This is a genomic window from Sphingomonas sp. (genome assembly GCF_031426035.1).
GTDB lineage: Bacteria > Pseudomonadota > Alphaproteobacteria > Sphingomonadales > Sphingomonadaceae > Sphingomicrobium.
The window spans coordinates 1-20,778 of the sequence record NZ_JANPKO010000161.1 but is presented as its reverse complement, the minus strand read 5'-3'; the positions used below and the strand labels follow the sequence as shown (position 1 = coordinate 20,778).

Sequence of the window (20,778 nt, the reverse complement as noted above, 5' to 3'; positions counted from 1 at the left end):
GCTGGGCGACAATTATGCGCTGCCGACGATCGATTTGCTGGCGCCCAAGCCGGACAAGGGCCGCGCCCAGATCGACCGCGCCGGGCTCGAGCGCAACGCGCGGCTGCTCGAGAGCGTGCTCGAGGATTTCCACGTCCGCGGCGACATCGTCGAGGTGCGGCCGGGGCCGGTGGTGACGATGTACGAGCTGGAGCCGGCGTCGGGGATCAAGGCGAGCCGGGTGATCCAGCTCGCCGACGACATCGCGCGCAACATGTCGGCGCTGTCGGCGCGCGTCGCCACCATCCCCGGCCGCAGCGTGATCGGCATCGAGCTGCCCAACCCCAAGCGCGAATCGGTGGTGCTGTCCGAGCTGATCGGCAGCCAGGCCTAGGAAGACCAGACCATGGCGCTGCCGCTGATTCTGGGGAAGAATATCGCCGGCGACCCGGTCATCGCCGATCTGGCGCCGATGCCGCACCTGCTGGTCGCGGGGACCACCGGATCGGGCAAGTCGGTCGGGCTCAACTGCATGATCCTGTCGCTACTGTACCGGATGACCCCGGACGAGTGCCGGCTGATCATGATCGACCCCAAGATGCTCGAGTTGAGCATGTACGAGGACATCCCGCACCTGCTCAGCCCGGTGGTGACCGAACCGGGCAAGGCGATCCGCGCGCTCAAATGGACCGTCGAGCAGATGGAGGAGCGCTACCGCATGATGGCCAGCCTGGGGGTGCGCGCGCTGCCCAGCTTCAACGCCAAGGTGCGCGAGGCCAAGGCCAAGGGCGCGCAGCTCGGGCGGCGGGTGCAGACCGGCTATAACGCCGAGACCGGGCAGCCGACCTACGAGACCGAGCAGCTCGAGTTCGAGGTGTTGCCGCAGATCGTGGTGATCATCGACGAGCTGGCCGATCTGATGATGACCGCGGGGAAAGAAGTCGAGTTCCTCGTCCAGCGGCTGGCGCAAAAGGCGCGCGCGGCGGGGATTCACTTGATCATGGCGACCCAGCGGCCGTCGGTCGACGTCATCACCGGGGTGATCAAGGCCAATCTCCCGACCCGCATCAGCTTCCAGGTGACGAGCAAGATCGATTCTCGCACCATCCTCGGCGAGCAGGGGGCGGAGCAACTGCTGGGCAAGGGCGACATGCTGTACATGCCGGGCGGCAAGCAGATCATGCGCGTCCACGGCCCGTTCGTCAGCGATGAGGAAGTGCGGAGCGTGGCCGAGCATTGGCGCAAGCAGGGCGTGCCCGACTACGTCCAGGCGGTGACCGAGGAACCCGAGGACGGGGGTTATCTGTTCGACGGCCAGCCGGTGGGGGAGGACGACGCCGAGACGCAGATGTACCGCAAGGCGATCCAGATCGTGGCGGAGAGCCAGAAGGCGTCGACGTCGTATCTCCAGCGCCAGTTGCGGGTCGGCTACAACAGCGCGGCGCGGCTGATCGAGCGGATGGAGAAGGACGGCCTGGTCGGCCAGCCTGACCACGTCGGGCGGCGCGAAGTGCTGATCGACCGCGACGGGCACCCGCTCTAGCCTGAACGGCGCGGAACCGACGGGTTCACGCCGCATTCAATGCGCGGACGCCAGGTGCTGGCGAAACGATTTTCCAGGAGCTTGTTCATGATTTTCGCAAACCCCTTCGCGCGCGTGCTCGCCCCGCTGGCGCTGGTCGCGGTAGCCGCGCCGGCCCACGCGCAGAGCGCCGAGGTGGCGCGGGTCGAGGCGCATCTGAGCGCGGTGCAGTCGATGACCGCCAATTTCACCCAGACCGACGCCCGCAACCGCATCCAGCGCGGGACGATGCAGCTCAAGCGCCCGGGGCGGGTGCGGTTCGAATATGGCGGCGGCGCCAACATGCTGATGGTCGCCAACGGCAGCACACTGGCGTTCCTCGATTACGAGGTCGGGCAGAAGTCGAGCTGGGCGCTGGGCAAGACCCCGCTCGGCATGCTGCTCGCGGCCAAGCCCGACATCCGCCGCATTGCCCGCGTCGTGCCCAACTCCGACCCGCGGGTGCTGGTGGTGCGCGCGCGCGACGCCCGCCGGCCCGAGTTCGGGACGCTGATCCTGGCCTTCGTCAAGAGCCCGTCGGCGCCCGGCGGCTTGCTGCTCGAGGGGTGGACCGCGATCGACGCCCAGAACAAGAAGACCACCATCAAGCTCGCCAACCAGCGCTACAATGTCGCGGTCCCCGACAGCGCGTTCCAATATGCCGAGCCCAAGAAGCGCCGCCGCTAAAAAAGCGTAGCCCATCGCTACCGTTCATCGCGGCGTCAGTAAGGCGGTCTTAAAACGGGACGATTCCTGCATGATGCTTGGGGTTTCCCCCTGTTACCCACGGCAGCCGCAGGAACGCCTTGCGTGACGAACGCTTGGTCGGCCCTCGCTCCAAGCCCCCGGAGCGGGGGCCATTTTTTATCGCGGTTGGCGTGGCCTCGCGCGGCGGGCTAATGGACGGCGCGTGACCCGCATCAAGATCGCCTCGTGGAACATCAACTCGGTCCGGGCGCGGATCGAGAGTGTCGAGCGGCTGATCGTCGAGGAGCAGCCCGACGTGCTGTGCCTGCAGGAGACCAAGGCGCTCGACGACGTGTTCCCCGCCGCTCTGTTCAAGCGCCACGGCTACCTCGACCATCATTTGAACGGCCAGAAGATGCACCACGGGGTGGCGATCCTCAGCCGCTTGCCGCTCGGCGAGCCGGGGCGCCACGACTGGCAGGACAATGGCGAGGCGCGGCATGTCGGCGCACGCCTGCCGTGCGGGATCCGCATCGAGAACGTCTATGTCCCGGCCGGCGGAGACATCCCCGACCGCAGCCTCAACCCCAAGTTCGGGCAAAAGCTCGATTTCATCGGGCGCATGACCAAATGGTCCGAAGACCTGCGCGAGCCGACGCTGATCGTCGGCGACTTCAATGTCGCGCCATTGGAATGCGACGTGTGGAGCCACAAGGCGCTGGTCAACGTCGTCAGCCACACGCCGATCGAGGTCGAGGCGCTCGGCGCGCTGCAGCAGGCGCACGGGTGGATCGACATCGGCCGCAAGTTCGTGCCGGCGCCGGAGCGCTGCTTCACCTGGTGGAGCTATCGCTCGCTCGACTACACCCAGAACGACCGCGGCCGCCGGCTCGACCATATGTGGGCCTCGCCCGAGCTGGCGGGGACCGTCACCGGGCACCGCGTGCTCGAGCCGTGCCGCGGCTGGCAGCGGCCGTCCGACCATGTCCCGCTGATCTGCGAGCTCGAGGTTTGAGCGGCGCCGGCGCGCTGCGCACCGCGATCGCCGCGCTGCGCGGGGGGCGGCCGGTGCGCATCGCCGGGCCGCATCCGCTGGTCGTCGCGGCGGTCGAGACCGCGACGCAGGAGATGCTCGACCTGCTCGACCCCGAGGGCGCGGCGCCGTTGCTTCTGAGCGGGCAGCGCGCGGCGGCGCTGGCGCTCGGCAATGCGCGCGACGCCGCCGACCCCGCGCAGCCGGTGGTGGTGGCGCGCTGCGCGTGGCTCGACGCCGCGACCGCACTGGCGCTGGCCGACCCCGGGCAGGATTTGCTGCGCGCGCCGATCGGCCCGCTCCAGCCGCAGCCGGTGGCCGACGAGGATGCGGCCAAGGCGGCGCTGGCGCTGGCGCGCGCCGCCGGGCTGTTGCCGGCATTGTGGCTGGTTGGCGATGCTGCCGCGGTGGCGACAGTGCCGATCGATGCGCTGCAGCCGGGGACCGCGCGCGAAGTGGCGCTGGTGGCGCGCGCCAAGCTGCCGCTCGACGGGCTGCCCGAGACGCAGATCCTTGCTTTTCGCGCGGCCGACGATGGGCAGGAGCATGTCGCGCTGGTGGTCGGCGCGTTCGGCGGCGAGCCGCCGCTGGTGCGGCTGCACAGCGAGTGCCTGACCGGCGACGTGTTCGGCAGCCTCAAATGCGATTGCGGGCCGCAATTGAAGGAAGCGCTGCGGCTGATCGGCGCGGCCGGCGGCGGGGTCCTTTTGTATTTGCGCCAGGAAGGGCGCGGGATCGGGCTCGCCAACAAGTTGCGCGCTTATGCGCTGCAGGACCGCGGGCTCGACACGGTCGACGCCAATCTGCGGCTGGGGTTCGCCGACGACGAGCGCGATTACGCCCATGCCGCGGCGATGCTGCGCGCGCTCGGCATCGAGCGGGTGCGGCTGCTGACCAACAATCCGGCGAAGGAGGCGGGGCTGGCGGCGGCCGGGATCGCAGTGGCCGAGCGCGTCGCGCACCACATGCCGACCAACCCGCACAACGCCGACTATATCGCCGCCAAGCAGGCGAAGAGCGGGCATCTGCCTTAATCTTCGAACAGCGCGGTCCCGACCCGCACCGCGGTCGCGCCGAGCATCACCGCGGGCTTGAAGTCGTTCGACATGCCCATGCTCAGGCCCGCCACGCCGTGGTCGTCGGCGAGCTTGGCGAGCAACGCGAAGTACGGGGACGGCTCGAGGCCGAGCGGGGGGATCGCCATCAGCCCGGCGAGCGGCAGCGGGGACGCGCGGACCGCTGCGACCAGCGCGCCGATCTCGCCAATCGCGCAGCCGCCTTTTTGCTCCTCCTCGCCGATGTTGACCTGGACGTAGGCGGCGGGAAGGCGCCCGGCCGCCTCGCCTGCCTTGACCAGGGCATCGAGCAGCGAGCGGCGGTCGAGCGAGTGGATGACGTCGAACAGTTCGACCGCCTCGGCCGCCTTGTTCGATTGCAGGCGGCCCACGCAATGCAGGCGGAGATCGGGGTGTGCCGCCTTGAGCGCCGGCCATTTGTCGCCCGCCTCCTGAACCCGGCTTTCGCCGAAATCGCGCTGCCCGGCGGTGATCAGCGCTTCGATCTCGTCCACGCTGCGAGTCTTGCTGACCGCGACCAAAGTGATCTCGCCCGGATCGCGCCGCGCGAGCTTGGCCGCGGCGGCGATGGCATCGAGGATCGTCTGGCGGCGGACAACGGCGTTGCTCATGGCCGCAAGCCATACGCAGCACAGCGATGGGGTGGAAGCTTAGGCCTTAGAACTTGAAGGCGGTGCCGACGTAGACCGCCTGGCTGTCGCGGCGCTGGTCCTGCAGCGTGGACAGCCGGTCCTTGTCGACGCGGTAACGGACGCCGCCGGTGACCGCGATGCGCTTGGTCAGCGAGAAGGCGCCGCCGACATCGACCGAATAATTGTCGCTCTGGCGCAGTGCGGCGAGCGCCTTGCCGTCGCCGCGCTCGGCGCCGACCGCGACTCGCCCGCTCAGGCGCGGGTTGAGCGAATAGCTGACCCCGACCACCGCCGATTCGCGGCCGCCGAGCGCCGCATTGGCATCCTTCGACTTGGCGACATCGCCGGCCACGGCGAAGCGCCGCCAGCCGACTGCGACGCCGAGATTGTAGCTGGCGGGGGTCAGCGCACTGACCGGCGAGGCCGCGGCGAGCGCGACCGCATCGCGGCTGCCCGCCGACGGCGCGCGGGCGCGGATCGCGACGCGCACCTGCGACGGCCGGCCCTTGGCGGGGGCCGGGGTGAATTTGAGATCGGTCAGCGAGCCCGACTTGCCGGCCAGCGCCGCGGCCAGCCGCGGATCGGCGGCGGCGGGGGTGAAGGTAGCGATCGGGTCGAAGCTCAGCGACACCGCCGGAGCGCGGCGCTTGGTCTCGCCGGCGGCGAACGCCGGGGACAGCACAAGACCGGCCGCGGCAAGCGCCGCAACCGATTTGGCCAGACCCGAACGACTCACTTGCACCAGCGCACTCCTTGTCACTGAGTGGATATAGCTAAGCGAAGGCGAAGGTTCCATGACTCGAATCGATTCGCAACGCGGCTGTTGCCGATGCACCACAATCGGACAGATCCTTCCCCTGCTTGCGGTGCCCGGGGCAGTATCTATAAGCCCGATGAACCGCCGCTTACCCGAGGAACACCGATGCCCCGCCTGCCCTCTGCCGTCGCCGCTATGATGATCCTCGCCGTGGCCGTCCCCGGCTGCTCGCGCAACCGCGACATCCCGAACCGGATGGCGCCGTCGCGGATGACCACCATCGGGGTCAACGCCTATCTGTGGAAGGCGGCGATCGACACCGTCTCGTTCGCGCCGCTGGTCCAGGCCGATTCGAATGGCGGGGTGATCGTCACCGACTGGTACGCCAATCCCAACTCGCCGGGCGAGCGGGTCAAGCTGACGGTCTCGATCCTCGACCAGGATCTGCGCGCCGACGCGCTGCGCGTGGCCGCCTCGCGCCAGGTCAACCAGGCCGGCGCGTGGGTCGATGCGCCGGTCTCGGCGGCCACCGTGCAGAAGCTCGAGGACATCATCCTGACCCGCGCCCGCGACCTGCGCCGCCAGACCATCGGCGGGTAAGCCGCCGCGATGAGCGCCGCCCGCTTCGACCCGGCGGCCGCGGACGTCCGCTGGCAGCAGCGCTGGGACGAGCAATGCTGTTTCGCGGCCGACGCGGCGAGCCCCAAGCCCAAGAGCTATGTGCTGGAGATGTTCCCCTACCCGTCGGGGCGCATCCACATGGGGCATGTCCGCAATTACACGATGGGCGACGTGCTCGCCCGCTACCGCCGCATGCAGGGCATGGAAGTGCTCCACCCGATGGGCTGGGACGCATTCGGGATGCCCGCCGAAAATGCCGCGATGGAGCGCAAGGTCCACCCCGGCGAATGGACCTGGGCCAATATCGCGACGATGCGCGGGCAGCTGAAGCGATTGGGTTTCGCGCTCGACTGGAGCCGCGAGCTGGCGACCTGCGACCCCGCTTATTACGGTCACGAGCAGGCGCTGTTCCTCGACCTGTTCGAGGCCGGGCTGGTCTACCGCAAGGAGAGCGAGGTCAATTGGGACCCGGTCGACATGACCGTGCTCGCCAACGAGCAGGTGATCGACGGCAAGGGCTGGCGTTCGGGCGCGGCGGTCGAGCGGCGCAAATTGTCGCAATGGTTCTTGAAGATCACCGACTTCGCCGAGGAATTGCTCGACGGTCTCGCGACGCTCGACCAGTGGCCCGACAAGGTGCGGTTGATGCAGGAGAACTGGATCGGGAAGAGTCGGGGGCTGGAGTTCTCCTTTCGGCTCGCTTCCCCCCTCCCGCCTGCGGGAGGGGCCGGGGGTGGGTCTGAGGACACGCCGATACCCAATGAAACAGCCCCACCCCTAACCCCTCCCGCGAGCGGGAGGGGAAGCGACAGCATCGCCGTCTTCACCACTCGCCCTGACACCATTTTCGGCGCCAGCTTCGTCGCGATCGCCGCCGGCCACCCGCTCGCCGAGGCGGTGGCCGCGGCCGACCCCAATGCCGCCGAGTTCATCGCCGAGTGCCGCCTCGGCGGGACCACCGCGGCCGAGATCGAGACCGCCGACAAGCGCGGCTACGACACCGGGCTCGAGGTCGTCCACCCATTCGACGCGGCATGGAAGCTGCCCGTCTACATCGCCAATTTCGTGCTGATGGACTATGGCACCGGGGCGATTTTCGGCGTCCCGGGCCACGACCAGCGCGATTACGAATTCGCCAAGCGCTATCATTTGCCGATCCGCCGCGTGGTCGCCGCAAGCGCCGCCGATGCCGGGCTGCCGATCGGCGGCGAGGCCGAGAACGAGGCCGGGATCGCGGTCAACTCGCGCTTCCTCGACGGCCTGACCAGCGAGCAGGCCGAGATCGAGGTGATCCGCCAGGCCGAGGCGGCGGGGTGGGGCAAGGGCACCACCGCGTGGCGGCTGCGCGACTGGGGCGTGTCGCGCCAGCGCTACTGGGGCACGCCAATCCCGATCATCCACTGCGAAAAGTGCGGCCCGGTGCCGGTGCCGCGCGACCAATTGCCGGTGGTGCTGCCCGAGGACGTCAGTTTCGAGCTGCCCGGCAACCCGCTCGACCGCCACGACGGGTGGCGGCTGGTCGATTGCCCCAAGTGCGGTGGGAGCGCGCGGCGCGAGACCGACACGCTCGATACCTTTGTCGATTCAAGCTGGTATTTCATTCGCTTCGCCAGCCAGCCAAAGGAAAAACCGTTCGACCGCGCCGAGGCCGAGCAATGGCTTCCGGTCGGGCAATATATCGGCGGGGTCGAGCATGCGATTTTGCACCTGCTCTACGCGCGGTTCTGGACGCGGGCGCTCAAGAAGATCGGGCGGATCGGGATCGACGAGCCGTTCAAGGGATTGTTCACGCAAGGGATGGTGACCCACGAGACCTACCGCTCGGCCGACGGGCGGTGGATCGCGCCCGACGAGATTTCGGCGGTGGCCGGCGGCGGGGTGATCGAGCGCGTCAGCGGCGCGGCGCTCGAGCGCGGGCGCGTGGAAAAGATGTCGAAATCGAAGCGCAACACGATCGACCCCGAGCCGATCGTCGCGCGCTACGGCGCCGATGCGGTGCGCTGGTTCATGCTGTCCGATTCGCCTCCCGAACGCGACCTCGAATGGTCGGAGGCCGGGATCGAGGGCGCGGCGCGGTTCGTCCAGCGGGTATGGCGGCTGGCGGCCAATGATGCCGCGGCGGAGGGCGGCGACGACGCGCTCGAGCGCAAGCGGCATCGGACAATCGCCGCCACCGGCGAGGCGATCGAGGCGCTCCAGTTCAACAAGGCGGTGGCGCAACTGTACGAGCTGACCAGCGCGATCGAGAAGGCCGCGCCGTCGGCGACGCGCTCGGCCGCGATCCGCACGCTGATCCAGCTCGCCGCGCCGATGGCTCCGCACCTCGCCGAGGAAGCGTGGGCGGCGCTGGGCGAAGCGGGGATGGTGGTCGACGCCCCGTGGCCGGCGCACGACCCGGCGCTGCTGCTCGACGACCAGGTCACGCTGGCGGTCCAGGTCAACGGCAAGTTGCGCGATACGCTGACCGCGCCGCGCGGGCTCGACAAGGCGGCGGCCGAGGCGCTTGCAATGGCTTCGGACAAGGTCCGCCGCCAGCTCGACGGCGCCACCCCGCGCAAGGTGATTGTGGTTCCCGACCGGCTGGTCAATATCGTCGCCTGATGCGCGCTTTCGCTGCCCTCCCCCTGTTCGCCGCACTGGCGCTGGCCGGCTGCGGGCTCAGGCCGATGTACGCCGACGGGGCGAGCGGGACGGTGGCGACCACCCTTCGCTCGGTCGAGGTGGCGCCAATCGCCGGGCAGACCGGGTGGCTTGTCTACAATGATCTGAAGGAGCGGCTTGGGGGCGCGCCCGCGGGGGCCGGCGCGACTCTGCGGCTCGAGGTCGAGCTCGACGACAATATCACCGGCTTGGGCATCCGCGGCGACCGCTCGGCGACGCGCGAACGGCGCACCCTGCGCGCGCGCTACCGCTTGCTCGACCTCGCCACCGGCGCGGTGGTGCTCGACGCCACCGCGGGCTCCGACGCCGGGATCGACGTGGTCAGCTCGCCCTACGCGACGGTGGCCGCCGAACAGACCGCGGTCGAGCGCTTGTCCGAAGTCGTCGCCGACCAGATCGTCGCGCGCGTCGGGCTGTTCGCGGCGCGCCGCCCGGCGACCCCGTGAAGGCGGCCAAGGGCAGCCTCGCCGGCGCGCTCGACCGGCCCGACGCCAAGTGCCGTTTCTATCTGTTCTACGGCCCCGACGACAGCCAGTCGCGCGGCCACGGAGAACGCTTGCTGGCCGGTCTCGGCGGCGCCGCGAAGGCAGTGATCGCGGCCGCCGCGCTCAAGAGCGACCCCGCCGCGCTGGCCGACGAAGCGAGCGCGATCAGCCTGTTCGGCGAGCCCCGCGCCCTGTGGATCGACCCCGCGGGCGAGGACATCTTGGCGGCGGTCGAGGCGTTGTTCGCGGCCCCCGCGGTGGAGAGCCCGGTGGTCGCGATCGGCGGGGCATTGCGCAAGTCGTCGGCGCTGCTCAAACTGGCCGAGGCGCACCCGTTGGCGCTGGCCCATGCGTCGTACGAGCTCGAAGGCCGCGACGCCGAGCAGATGGTGGTGGAAATCGCGCGCGGGCATGGCTTGCGCTGCGCTCCCGGGGTGGCGGCGCGGATCGCCGGCGCGGCGGGGAACGACCGCGCGATCGTCGCCCAGGAGCTGGCCAAGCTCGCGCTGTACAAGGACGCCGCCCCCGAGCGTCCGGGAGAACTCGGCCATGACGCGCTCGACGCGGTCGGCGCCGACATGGCCGAGGGCGACGTCACCCGATTGTCCGACCTCGCGCTGGGCGGCGACCTCGCCGCGCTTGCCGACGAGCTGGCGCGGCTGAGCAGCGGCGGTACAGAAGCGATCCCGGTGGTCCGCGCGGTCCAGCGGCGGTTGCTGATGCTGGCCCCGATGCGCGCCCGGGTGGAAAGTGGAGAGCGCCCCGACGCCGTCATGACGTCATTGGGCAAGTCATTGTTCTGGAAGGACAAGCCGCTGCTGACCAGGCTCCTGGCGAGCTGGGATGCCAAGGGCCTGGCGACCGTCGCCGAGCGCGCCGGCAAGCTCGAGCGCGACCTCATGCTGACCCCCGCCCCGGTCACCGCTGCGCTAGGCGAGGAACTCACCGCGATCGCCCGTGCCGCGCGGCGGCGGTAACGAACCACAATCCGTTCTTCCTGAGCGAAGCGTAGCGAAGTCGAAGGGCGTTTCGCGCTGGCTCCGGAAATGCCCTTCGACTTCGCTCAGGACGAACGGGACATTCGCTGCTTAGATCGGCTCGCCCGAGAGGCGCTGGCAGATCATGTCGAGCTGGTCGAGGCTCGAGTAATGCAGCACCACGGTGCCGGCCTTGCCGTCGTGGGCGACCTTGACCTTGAGCCCGAGCAGGTCGGCCAGCTGGCGTTCCAGCGCGGCGAGGTCGGCGTCGATGCGTCGCTCGCCAGGCGCGGATTCGCTCGAAGGGCGCTTGGCGCGGCGGGCGCGGGCCTCGGTCTGGCGCACCGACAGGTCCTTGGCGATCACCTCCTGCGCCAGCGCGGCCGGATCAGGCGCCGCGGCGACCGCGCGCGCGTGGCCCATGCTGATTTCGCCTCGCAATAGCGCATCGCGGACGAACTCGGGTAAGTCTAGCAATCTCAATAGGTTAGTGACATGGCTGCGCGATTTATGGACGAGCTTGCCGACCGCTTCCTGGGTATGGCCGTGGCGCTCGATCAACTGGCGGTAGCCGTCAGCCTCCTCGATCGCGTTGAGATCCTCGCGCTGGATATTCTCGATCAGCGCCAGCTCGGCGGTGGTCGCGGCGTCGATCTCGCGGACGATCGCGGGGATGGTGTGGAGCCGCGCACGTTGGGCCGCCCGCCAACGACGCTCGCCGGCGACGATCTGGAAGCCGTCGCCGTCGGGCCTGAGCAGGATCGGCTGGAGCACCCCGCGCTCGGCGATCGATTCCGCCAGCTCGGTGATTGTTTCGTCATCGAAACGGACCCGCGGCTGGTTGGGGTTGGGGCGGATCCGCGCGATCTCGACCTCGCGCACCCCGCCGCGCGCCGCCGCGGCCGCCGCGCTGGTGTCGCTCGCCGGCCGCGCATTCTCGTCGATCAGCGCCGATAGCCCGCGCCCGAGTCCGGATCCCGGTTTCAGGCTCATGCCGCTTCCGCCCGCCGCGGCAGCCGCGCGATCAATTCCCGCGCGAGGCGGATATAGGCTTCCGAGCCGGGGCAGCGCAGGTCGTAGATCAGTGCCGGCAGCCCGTGGCTGGGCGCCTCCGACAGCCGCACGTTGCGCGGCACCACGGTGTCGAACACCGCCGCGCCGAGGCACGCGCGGACATCGTCGGCGACCTGCTGCGACAGGCGGTTGCGGCGGTCGAACATGGTCAGCGCGACGCCGAGGATGGCGAGCTCGGGGTTGAATGCGACGCGGATGCGCTCGACGGTCTGGAGCAATTGGCTCAGTCCCTCGAGCGCGAAGAACTCGCACTGCAGCGGCACCAGCAGATGGCGCGCAGCGGCGAGCGCGTTGACCGTCAGCAGCCCGAGCGACGGCGGGCAATCGATCAAGCAGATGTCCCACCGCCCCGGCGGCGCGGCATCGAACGCGCGGCCGAGCCGATGCGCGCGGTCGTCGAGCGCGACCAGTTCCACTTCGGCGCCCGACAGGTCCATCGTCGCCGGCAGCAGGTCGAGCTTGGGAACGCGCGTCGGCAGCGCGGCCTCGACCAGGCTGGCATCGCCGATCAGCACGTCATAGCTCGAGCGCGTCCGCGCGCCGTGCGGCACGCCGAGCCCGGTCGAGGCGTTGCCCTGCGGATCGAGGTCGACCAGCAGCACCTTCCACCCGATCGCGGCGAGCGCGGTGGCGAGGTTGATCGCGGTGGTGGTCTTGCCCACCCCGCCCTTCTGGTTGGCCACTGCGATGCGGATCATGCGGTCGCCTTTACATTCGACAACACCAGGATCGCGGAATCCGGATCGGTGCGGCTTGGTTCCATGCGCGCATCACACTGCCAGTTTCGCCGCGCCTCGGCCAGTTCGGATTTTGCGCTTTTGCCCTTGGGCAGCAACCAGATGGTGCCGGGATGCGACAAATGGCGAGATATCCCCAATAATTTTCCGAGCGGCGCGACCGCGCGCGCGGTGATCACGTCGAATTTCCCGGTGATTTTCTCGACTTTCGCGCATTGAACAGCGACACGGCCCGCCAATCCGAGCTCGGTTACAACGCGGGACAGGAAGTCGGCGCGGAGCCGGCGCGGTTCGACCAGGGTCATCGCTCCGTCGGTCAACAGTGCGATGACGATACCGGGAAGTCCCGCCCCGGACCCGATATCGACCCACGACGCTCCCCCCAAGGCGAACCGAGCGAGCTGCGCAGAATCCGCGATGTGGCGCTGCCAGATGGCTTCGACACTCGCCGCCGAAATGAGGTTCTGGCGCCGGTTCTCGTCTTGGAGAAGCGCAACGTAGCGCTCGAGGGCCTCGAATGTTTCACGTGAAACAGCTCGCCCGCTGGCCGCCTCGAGCGCCTCGATCATGCCGCCGCGCGGCGCGTCACCGCGACGTACAACGCCGACAGCGCAGCCGGCGTGATGCCGCGGACCCGCGACGCCTGGTCGAGCGTCTCGGGCCGCGCCCCGGCAAGCCGCTCCGCCATCTCGGTCGACAGCCCGGGGATCGTCGCGAAATCGAAGCTGGCTGGAACGCGCACCGCGACATCGCGCTGAACCGCATCCCACTCGCGCTGCTGGCGTTCGAGGTAAGGCGCATAAAGTGCGTCGGCCCGCCCTTCTCCGGTCTGCGCCCAAGCCGCCGTCTCACGCATTGCGAAGTGGCGCTCGATTGCCGTCCGGCGGCGGGGGGATACGCACCCGGCACCAATCGCCGCCGCCCCGAGGCGGGTCACCGCATTGTCGGCGCGCAACGCAAGCCGGTACTCGGCGCGCGCGGTCATCATGCGATACGGCTCGCTGACCCCGTGCAAGGTGAGGTCGTCGATCATTACGCCAACGTAAGAGGTGCGGCGGTCAAACCGCTCCGGAGTCAAGTCGAGCGCATGTGCCGCGGCGTTGAGCCCCGCGGCCAGCCCCTGCGCGGCGGCTTCCTCATAACCGGTGGTGCCGTTGATCTGGCCGGCGAGATACAGCCCGGCGACGTCGCGCGTCGCCAGCGTCGAATCGAGCCGGCGCGGGTCTATATACTCATATTCGACCGCGTAGCCGGGCCGCACGATCTCGGCGCGCTCGAGCCCCGCGATGCTTCGCACGAAGTCCAGCTGGACATCGGCCGGCAACGAAGTCGAAATCCCGTTGGGGTAAACCAGAAAGTCGTCGAGGCCCTCGGGCTCGAGGAAGATCTGGTGGCCGTCGCGATCGCCGAACCTTTTTACTTTATCCTCGATCGACGGGCAGTAGCGCGGGCCCCGCCCCTCGATCGTCCCGGCGAACAGAGGCGAGCGGTCGAACGCGGCGCGGATGATGTCGTGCGTGCGCGCGTTGGTGCGGGCGATCGCGCAGGCGAGCTGGGGCACCCGCGCCCCGTCGTCGAGCGCCGACATGGTCCAGGCAGCGCGGTCGCTCGGCTGCTCCTCGAGCCGCGACCAGTCGATCGTCCGCTCGTCGAGCCGCGGCGGGGTGCCGGTCTTGAGCCGGCCCTGCGCCAGCCCGATTTCGCGCACCTGCGACGCCAGCGCCGCCGATGCGCGCTCGCCGGTGCGGCCGCCCGCCTGGACCTCGTCGCCGACGAACAATTTTGCGTCGAGGAAGGTGCCGGTGGCGATCACCACCGCGCTGCACGCCAGTCGCCCGACGCTGGTGTCGACCCCCGAGACCCGCCCGCCGGACAGGACCAGCGCGAGCGCCTCGCCGACAATGATCTCGACCCCGCTCTCGGCGACTAACTTGGCGACCGCAGCGCGATAGAGCTTGCGGTCGGCCTGGACGCGCGGGCCGTGGACCGCCGGCCCCTTGCTGCGGTTGAGCATGCGGCGGTGGATCGCTGCGCGGTCGGCGGCGCGCGCCATCAGCCCGTCGAAAACGTCGAGCTCGCGCACCAGATGGCCCTTGCCGACCCCGCCGATTGACGGGTTGCACGACATCTGCCCGACGTCTTCCGCGCGGAACGTGACCAGGCCTACGCGCGCGCCGCGACGGGCGGCGGCGGCGGCGGCCTCGCACCCGGCATGGCCGGCACCGATCACGAGCACGTCAAACATGGCGCGCCTCTACCCGATTTGCCCGCGGGCGGGAATGTTTCACATGAAACATCGCCCGAGCCGAAAGGCGTGCGAGGCGACTCTTCTCATTTCCCCAGGCAGAATCGCCCGAACAGCGCGTCGAGCAGATCCTCCACCCCCGCGCGGCCGGTCAGCCGGTCGAACGCCCCGCGTGCCTGGCGCAAATGCTCGGCCGCGATGACCACGTCGGGCGCGGCGGCGGCTGACGTCACGGCGTCATGCGCTTCGGCCAACTGGCTGGCCTGGCGCCGGTTCAGTGCGACCGCATCCTCGCCGGGGAGCAGCGTCCGCGCGGTCGACCCGATCTCGCCGAGCAGCCCGGCCAAGCCGGCGCCGGTCACCGACGACACAGCACGCGAGCCGCCGGGCGCCTGCTCGCGCCCCGGCAGGTCGCAGCGCGGGTGAACCAAAATCAGGCGCGGATGCGGCGGCGCATCGCCCGGCTCGCCGAGCCACAGCAGCACGTCGGCGCCCTCGATCAACCCCCGCGCCCGCGCCACCCCGATGCGCTCGACGGGCTCGTCGCTGTCCCGCAGCCCGGCCGTATCGGTCAGCACGATCGGCGCTCCTGCCAACGCCAACGGCACTTCAATATGGTCGCGCGTGGTGCCCGGCAGGGCCGTGACGATCGCCCGCTCGGTTCCCGCTATCGCATTGAGAAGGCTTGACTTTCCGGCGTTAGGCGGACCCGCCACCACGATCCTGACCCCGTCGCGCAGCGGCTCGACGCGGGGACGGGAGAGCCATTCGTCCAGCTCTAATGCTAATGCACCGCAATCGTGAGAAAGCGAAACGTCACGTCCGACGCTGTCTTCCTCGTCATAGTCGATCGCCGCTTCGGCGCGCGCCGACAGCCTCAGCAGCGCCTCCTGCCACGCCTCGATTTGCCGCCGCAGCCCGCCCTCCGCGAGCAACAGCGCGGCGCGGCGCTGGCTTTCGGTCTCGGCCTCGAGCAGGTCGGCGAGCCCTTCCGCCTCGGTCAGGTCGATGCGGCCGTTTTCGAAGGCGCGGCGGGTGAATTCGCCGGGCTCGGCCTGTCGCAACCCGTCGATCGCGCCCAGCGCGCCCAGCACTGCGTCGATCACCGCGCGGCCGCCATGGCAATGGAACTCGACGGCATCCTCGCCAGTCGCGCTGGCGGGGCCGTCGAAGCGCAGCAGCAGCGCGTGGTCGAGCAAGTGGCCGTCGGCGTCGCGCAACGCCCGCAGCGCGGCCTGGCGGGGCTCTGGAAGGCCCTCAGGCGCCAGCTGCCGCCCCGCTGCATGCGCCAACGCCCCGCTGACCCGGATCAGCCCGATCGCCGCCGGCGGACGGCCGCTGGCAAGCGCGAAGATGGTGTCGTTGGGCACGGCAGGGCTGTAGCCGACCGTTACCCCCTCCCGCCAGCGGGAGGGGAATTACGCCGCGAAGCGCATCACCACCGGCGCCACGTCGTGCCAGCCTTCCCAGATCATCTTGACCGCGACCCACAGGATCACCGCCAGCCCGACATAGGCGATCCAGCGGTAGCGCTCGATATATTTGGCGATGAGGTTGGCGGCGAGGCCCATCAGAGCGACCGCGAAGATCAACCCGACGATCAGGATCCCGGGGTGCTCGCGCGCGGCGCCGGCCACCGCCAGCACATTGTCGAGGCTCATCGAGATGTCGGCCACCGCCACAGCCCACACCGCGCCGGCGAAGCTCTTGGCCGAGCGGATGCCGCTATGCTCGTCGCCCTCGATTTCGGGCGATCCGGCGCTCTCCCCGGCATGGCGCAGCTCGCGCCACATCTTCCACGCCACCCACAGCAACAGGATGCCGCCGGCGAGGATCAGCCCGACGATCTGGAGCAATTGGGTGACGATCAAGGCGAAGCCGACGCGCAGCACGAGCGCCGCGAGCACGCCGATCAGGATCACCTTGCGCCGCTGTTCGGGCGGCAGCCCGGCGGCCAGCGCGCCGACCACGATCGCGTTGTCGCCGGCCAGCACGAGGTCGATCATCAAGACCTGGATGAACGCCGCGAACGCGGCGGGCTCGGTGATGTTGGAGAAATCGTTGACGATCGCCGCCCACATCCCGGCGGGGCCGCCAAACCCCTCGGCGGTGGCGCTGGCGGCGGCGAGCAGCGTGTCGATCATTGCATTGTCATCCTGGAAACCCCGTTCGCCCGAACGGAAATGGGAAAGCCGGGTTCCGCTACTGGTTCATCGAGGCGAAAAAGTCCTCGTTGGACTTGGCGTCTTTCATCTTGTCGAGCAGGAACTGCATCGCGTCGATCGTCCCCATCTGCATCAGGATGCGGCGCAGCACCCACATCTTGGAAAGGGTGGCCGGATCGACCAGCAATTCTTCCTTGCGCGTGCCCGACTTGCCGACGTCGAGCGAGGGGAAGATGCGCTTGTCGCTGACCTTGCGGTCGAGCACGATTTCCGAATTGCCGGTGCCCTTGAACTCCTCGAAGATGACCTCGTCCATCTTCGACCCGGTATCGATCAGCGCGGTGGCGATGATTGAAAGCGAGCCGCCTTCCTCGATGTTGCGCGCGGCGCCGAAGAAGCGCTTCGGCCGCTGCAAGGCATTGGCGTCGACGCCGCCCGTAAGCACCTTGCCCGACGACGGCACCACGGTGTTGTAGGCGCGCCCTAGGCGGGTGATCGAGTCGAGCAGGATGACGACATCCTTCTTGTGCTCGACCAGCCGCTTGGCCTTTTCGATGACCATCTCGGCGACCTGGACGTGGCGGCTGGCGGGCTCGTCGAAGGTCGACGAAATGACCTCGCCGTTGACCGAGCGCTGCATGTCGGTGACTTCCTCCGGCCGCTCGTCGATCAGCAGCACGATGAGGAACACCTCGGGATGGTTGTCGGTAATCGCCTTGGCGATGTTCTGTAACAGCACGGTCTTGCCGGTGCGCGGCGGGGCGACGATCAGCGCGCGCTGGCCCTTGCCCTGCGGCGCGACGATGTCGATCACCCGCGCCGACTTGTCCTTGACCGTCGGGTCGAGCGTGTCGAGCCGCAGCTTGCTGTCGGGATAGAGCGGGGTGAGGTTGTCGAAGTTGACCCGGTGGCGGACCGCCTCGGGGTCGTCGAAATTGATCTGGGTGACGCGGGTCAGCGCAAAATAGCGCTCGCCGACCTTGGGGCCGCGGATCTCGCCTTCGCAGGTGTCGCCGGTCCTCAGGCCGAAGCGGCGCACGAGGTTGGGCGCGACATAGATGTCGTCGGGCCCGGCGAGGTAATTGGCCTCGGGGCTGCGCAGGAATCCGAAGCCGTCGTTGAGCACTTCGATGGTGCCCATGCCCATGATCTCGGCGCCCGATTCCGCGCGGACCTTGAGGATCGAGAACATCAGATCCTGCTTGCGCATCGTCGAGGCGCCTTCGATCCCGGCCTCCTCGGCCATCGAAACCAGCTCGGCGGGGGTGTTTTTCTTGAGGTCTTTCAAATGCATGGGGAGTCTTTTCTTGGGTAGCTTGGGGAACTGGAGTTCGATCCGGAAACGGACAAAACGGACGCGGCAGGACGCAGCGTGAATGGAAAGGCGGACCGGCGAAGTGGGAAACTGGCCGATGCAGCCGAGTGGTGCGCCCGCGTTATGGGCGCAGCCCGGCGCTGTCAATCAGGACGGGCTATTGGTCGTCTTTGCGGGCGCTAGGCTTCCCTTGCACCAAGCGGGTTGCAATAGCCGCTCCCATGGCGGAACCCGTCAGACTCCAAAACGCGATGATGGCAATCATTACAGACGCGAAGAAAGCGTCAGCTTCAATATCCTGCCATCGAATTAGAGTTACGACGATACCGATTGTAGGAACTACGTAAGCTATCCACCGCCAGGCTTTTTCGCGACCGCGCGCGAAGAACATCGTCAAGAGCCTCACGGCTCCGCCGATTGGCATGGCGATCAGGCAAGCGTACAAGCCGACAAACATTCAAAAGCCCTCAATATTCAGTGGTATGAACCGGGAGCCTAGAACGGCCGGACGATCACCAGCACCACGATCAGCGCGGTCAGGATCCCCGGCACCTCGTTCATCAGGCGCAACTTCTTGTCCTCGAGGTCGCGCTGGCCGGCGGCGAGTTTTTTGCCATAGGCGCCGATCCAGCCCTGGTAGGCGGTGAGCAGCACGACCAGCGCCAGTTTGGCCGAGAACCACGCCTGGCCGAACGCGCCCAAATGGACCGCCAGCATCAGCCCGAGCGCCCACACGATCAGCATCGCCGGCGCCAGGATGATCGTCCGCGCGCGGTCCTCGCGCTCGATCCACGCGCGGTCCTCGGCCGATCCCGGGGTGGTCGCCTGGTGGTGGATGTAATAGCGCGGGACGATGAACAGCCCGGCGATCCAGAAGATCACGAAGGTGACGTGCGCCGCCTTGACCCACGGGTAGGCCGCGCCGAGAAATCCGAGCGTTTGGAAATTGCCGAGGTCGAACCCGCTCATTTTTTCTTCTTCTTGAGCAAGGCCATCAGCTCCTCGACATGGGCGATCGGCGTGTCCTGCAAAATGCCGTGGCCGAGGTTGAAGATGTGCGGGCGCCCGGCCAGCGCGTCAAGGATGCGCCGCACGGCGGGCTTCAGCGCCGCGCCCCCCGCGATCAGCGCCAGCGGGTCGAGATTGCCCTGCACCGGCAGCCCGGCCGGCAATTCCTTGTCCGCCCACACCGGGTCGACCGTCTCGTCGAGCCCGACCGCGCTGACCCCCGTTACGCGGGCATAAGCGCATAATTTCCCGCCAGCGCCCTTGGGAAAGCCGATCACCGGCACGTCGGGATATTTCTGCCGCAACCGCGCCGTCAGCCGCGCCGTCGGCGCGATCACCCACCGCTCGAACTCGCTCGGCGCCAAACTCCCCGACCAGCTGTCGAACAACTGTACGACTTCCGCGCCCGCCTCGATCTGGCCGCTCAGATAATCGAACGTCATCGTCTCGATCGCCTCGACGATCGCGCCGAACCGCCCCGCGTCGCCATACGCCAGCCGCCGCGTCTCGGCCTGGTCGCGGCTGCCGTGCCCGGCGACCATGTAGGTCGCAACCGTCCACGGCGCACCGGCAAACCCGATCAAAGTCTGGCTCGGCCCGAGCCCCGCCTTGACCTTGGCCACCGTCTCGTAAATCGGCTCGAGCCGCACCGGGTAAGGCGTCAGCGTGGCAAGATCGGTGCCAACCAAAGGCGGCGTCAGGCTCGGCCCGTCGCCCGCCACAAAGCTCAAATTCTGCCCCAGCGCGAACGGCACGATCAGAATGTCGGAAAACAGGATCGCGGCATCGAGCGGGAAGCGCTTCAATGGCTGCAGGGTAACCTCGGCCGCGGCGTCGCTGTCATAGACCAGGTCGAGGAACCCGCCCTTGGCGGCGCGCAGCTCGCGATACTCGGGCAGATAGCGCCCGGCCTGGCGCATCATCCATACCGGCGGGGGATCGCGCCGCTCACCCCGCAACACGGCAAGCAACGGCTTGTCCGGGACCCCGGCCTGGGCGGCTTCGCGAGGCGTCGGGGACACCACTTTCTCCTATATTATATAGTATTAGAATAAGGTTGTTGAAGTAGGTGGGGCGCGCAAGGCGGGACTTAGGCGGGCCTACCGCTTTTGCCAACATGGCGGCGAAATCGCGACTCGCGCCGATCCCGCGAGTCGGCCCGGCCATTGCCCGCGATTCACAGGCTGGGGGTGGAATCGGGCGGCCGTGGATGAATCGCGGCACAACCACCTAAACCGGTCGAACAAACCGCCGAGCTTGCCGCCCCCCAGCTTCGCGCTAGGACAATGCCGGGCTTGTCCACAGGGTTTTGCCCGAGAGAAATCTGCAGAGAGAAAATTGCCGCTGATCCTCGCCTCCGCCAGCCCGATCCGCGCGCACATGCTCGCCGCCGCCGGCGTGTCGTTCGAGGTTGTCCCCGCAAACATTGACGAAGCCGCGGCCAAGGCGCGCACCAAAGATCGCGCGCACCTCGCCCGCGAGCTGGCCGAAGCCAAAGCCGTCGCGGTCAGCGCGCACCAGGCCGGCGACTGGGTGATCGGCAGCGACAGCGTCGCCGCCTGCGCCGGCCGCCGGTTCGACAAGCCCACAACCCGCGCCAAAGCCGCCGAGCATCTGCGCTATTTCTCGGGCCAGCCGCTAACCCTGACCAGCGCGGTCGCCCTCGCCCGGGACGGCCAGGCCGACTGGAGCCACACCGACACCGCGACCCTCCATGTCCGCCCGCTAAGCGACGACTTCATCGCCGCCTACCTCGACGCCGAAT

General features: G+C 68.6%; 19 protein-coding genes and 1 pseudogene. 9 read left to right on the top strand and 11 right to left on the bottom strand.

Going from position 1 to position 20,778, the window contains the following annotated elements; all coding sequences use genetic code 11:
* The 4 genes and pseudogenes from RMP08_RS12075 to ribA all read left to right on the top strand — a co-directional run.
* Window positions 1-1,522, top strand: a pseudogene (locus RMP08_RS12075) (DNA translocase FtsK); the annotation flags it as partial.
* Between the two features lie 87 nt (window positions 1,523-1,609).
* On the top strand, window positions 1,610-2,227 hold the full coding sequence (locus tag RMP08_RS12070) for an outer membrane lipoprotein carrier protein LolA (protein ID WP_310469247.1): 618 nt from the start codon (window positions 1,610-1,612) through the stop codon (window positions 2,225-2,227).
* Window positions 2,228-2,459: 232 nt separating this feature from the next.
* Window positions 2,460-3,242, top strand: a complete 783-nt coding sequence (locus tag RMP08_RS12065) for an exodeoxyribonuclease III (RefSeq protein ID WP_310469249.1) — start codon at window positions 2,460-2,462, stop codon at window positions 3,240-3,242.
* Window positions 3,239-4,294: a GTP cyclohydrolase II gene (gene ribA, locus RMP08_RS12060; protein WP_310469246.1), complete on the top strand. Its 1,056-nt coding sequence runs from the start codon at window positions 3,239-3,241 to the stop codon at window positions 4,292-4,294. The genes RMP08_RS12065 and ribA overlap by 4 nt, the downstream gene beginning before the upstream one ends.
* On the opposite strand, the gene RMP08_RS12055 is transcribed toward ribA, so the two are convergent.
* Both RMP08_RS12055 and RMP08_RS12050 read right to left on the bottom strand, forming a co-directional pair.
* Entirely contained in the window at window positions 4,291-4,947 is a 657-nt protein-coding gene (locus RMP08_RS12055) for a YggS family pyridoxal phosphate-dependent enzyme (RefSeq protein WP_310469245.1), read from the bottom strand. The two genes, ribA and RMP08_RS12055, sit on opposite strands and share 4 nt — an antisense overlap.
* A 46-nt stretch (window positions 4,948-4,993) precedes the next feature.
* Complete coding sequence (locus RMP08_RS12050; RefSeq protein WP_310469244.1) at window positions 4,994-5,710, bottom strand: porin; 717 nt, start codon at window positions 5,708-5,710, stop codon at window positions 4,994-4,996.
* Window positions 5,711-5,890: 180 nt separating this feature from the next.
* On the opposite strand from RMP08_RS12050, the gene RMP08_RS12045 reads away from it, so the two are divergent.
* Genes RMP08_RS12045 through holA form a run of 4 tightly spaced genes read left to right on the top strand, consistent with a single transcriptional unit; the run spans window position 5,891 to window position 10,469 of the window.
* Window positions 5,891-6,325, top strand: coding sequence for a DUF3576 domain-containing protein (locus RMP08_RS12045; protein ID WP_409049797.1), 435 nt, complete (start codon window positions 5,891-5,893; stop codon window positions 6,323-6,325).
* Between the two features lie 9 nt (window positions 6,326-6,334).
* Window positions 6,335-8,947 (top strand): leucine--tRNA ligase, encoded by a 2,613-nt coding sequence (leuS, locus tag RMP08_RS12040; protein ID WP_310469243.1) that lies wholly within the window; start codon window positions 6,335-6,337, stop codon window positions 8,945-8,947.
* Window positions 8,947-9,453 (top strand): LPS assembly lipoprotein LptE, encoded by a 507-nt coding sequence (gene lptE, locus RMP08_RS12035; RefSeq protein ID WP_310469242.1) that lies wholly within the window; start codon window positions 8,947-8,949, stop codon window positions 9,451-9,453. The genes leuS and lptE overlap by 1 nt, the downstream gene beginning before the upstream one ends.
* Window positions 9,450-10,469 carry a DNA polymerase III subunit delta gene (holA, locus tag RMP08_RS12030; RefSeq protein ID WP_310469241.1) on the top strand — a complete coding sequence of 340 codons (1,020 nt, stop codon included), beginning with the start codon at window positions 9,450-9,452 and terminating at the stop codon, window positions 10,467-10,469. The genes lptE and holA overlap by 4 nt, the downstream gene beginning before the upstream one ends.
* Window positions 10,470-10,580: 111 nt before the next feature.
* On the opposite strand, the gene RMP08_RS12025 is transcribed toward holA, so the two are convergent.
* The 9 genes from RMP08_RS12025 to hemE form a co-directional block, all read right to left on the bottom strand.
* Window positions 10,581-11,462 (bottom strand): ParB/RepB/Spo0J family partition protein, encoded by an 882-nt coding sequence (locus tag RMP08_RS12025; protein ID WP_310469240.1) that lies wholly within the window; start codon window positions 11,460-11,462, stop codon window positions 10,581-10,583.
* On the bottom strand, window positions 11,459-12,241 hold the full coding sequence (locus RMP08_RS12020; RefSeq protein WP_310469239.1) for a ParA family protein: 783 nt from the start codon (window positions 12,239-12,241) through the stop codon (window positions 11,459-11,461). The genes RMP08_RS12025 and RMP08_RS12020 overlap by 4 nt, the downstream gene beginning before the upstream one ends.
* Complete coding sequence (gene rsmG, locus RMP08_RS12015) at window positions 12,238-12,849, bottom strand: 16S rRNA (guanine(527)-N(7))-methyltransferase RsmG (protein WP_310469238.1); 612 nt, start codon at window positions 12,847-12,849, stop codon at window positions 12,238-12,240. Before rsmG ends, RMP08_RS12020 begins: the two co-directional genes overlap by 4 nt.
* Window positions 12,846-14,525 carry a tRNA uridine-5-carboxymethylaminomethyl(34) synthesis enzyme MnmG gene (mnmG, locus tag RMP08_RS12010; protein ID WP_310469237.1) on the bottom strand — a complete coding sequence of 560 codons (1,680 nt, stop codon included), beginning with the start codon at window positions 14,523-14,525 and terminating at the stop codon, window positions 12,846-12,848. Before mnmG ends, rsmG begins: the two co-directional genes overlap by 4 nt.
* Before the next feature lie 86 nt (window positions 14,526-14,611).
* The gene (gene mnmE, locus RMP08_RS12005) at window positions 14,612-15,895 is read right to left on the bottom strand and encodes a tRNA uridine-5-carboxymethylaminomethyl(34) synthesis GTPase MnmE (RefSeq protein WP_310469236.1); all 1,284 of its coding nucleotides are present in this window, start codon (window positions 15,893-15,895) and stop codon (window positions 14,612-14,614) included.
* Between the two features lie 48 nt (window positions 15,896-15,943).
* Window positions 15,944-16,669: a YjbE family putative metal transport protein gene (locus RMP08_RS12000; protein ID WP_310469235.1), complete on the bottom strand. Its 726-nt coding sequence runs from the start codon at window positions 16,667-16,669 to the stop codon at window positions 15,944-15,946.
* A gap of 58 nt (window positions 16,670-16,727) precedes the next feature.
* Entirely contained in the window at window positions 16,728-17,984 is a 1,257-nt protein-coding gene (gene rho, locus RMP08_RS11995) for a transcription termination factor Rho (protein WP_310469234.1), read from the bottom strand.
* A gap of 516 nt (window positions 17,985-18,500) precedes the next feature.
* Entirely contained in the window at window positions 18,501-18,974 is a 474-nt protein-coding gene (locus RMP08_RS11990) for a CopD family protein (protein ID WP_310469233.1), read from the bottom strand.
* Window positions 18,971-20,035: a uroporphyrinogen decarboxylase gene (gene hemE / locus RMP08_RS11985; protein WP_310469232.1), complete on the bottom strand. Its 1,065-nt coding sequence runs from the start codon at window positions 20,033-20,035 to the stop codon at window positions 18,971-18,973. Before hemE ends, RMP08_RS11990 begins: the two co-directional genes overlap by 4 nt.
* A gap of 316 nt (window positions 20,036-20,351) precedes the next feature.
* Here hemE and RMP08_RS11980 point away from each other — a divergent pair.
* Window positions 20,352-20,778 (top strand): Maf family protein (locus RMP08_RS11980; protein ID WP_310469231.1); only part of this gene is annotated, 427 nt, incomplete at its 3' end.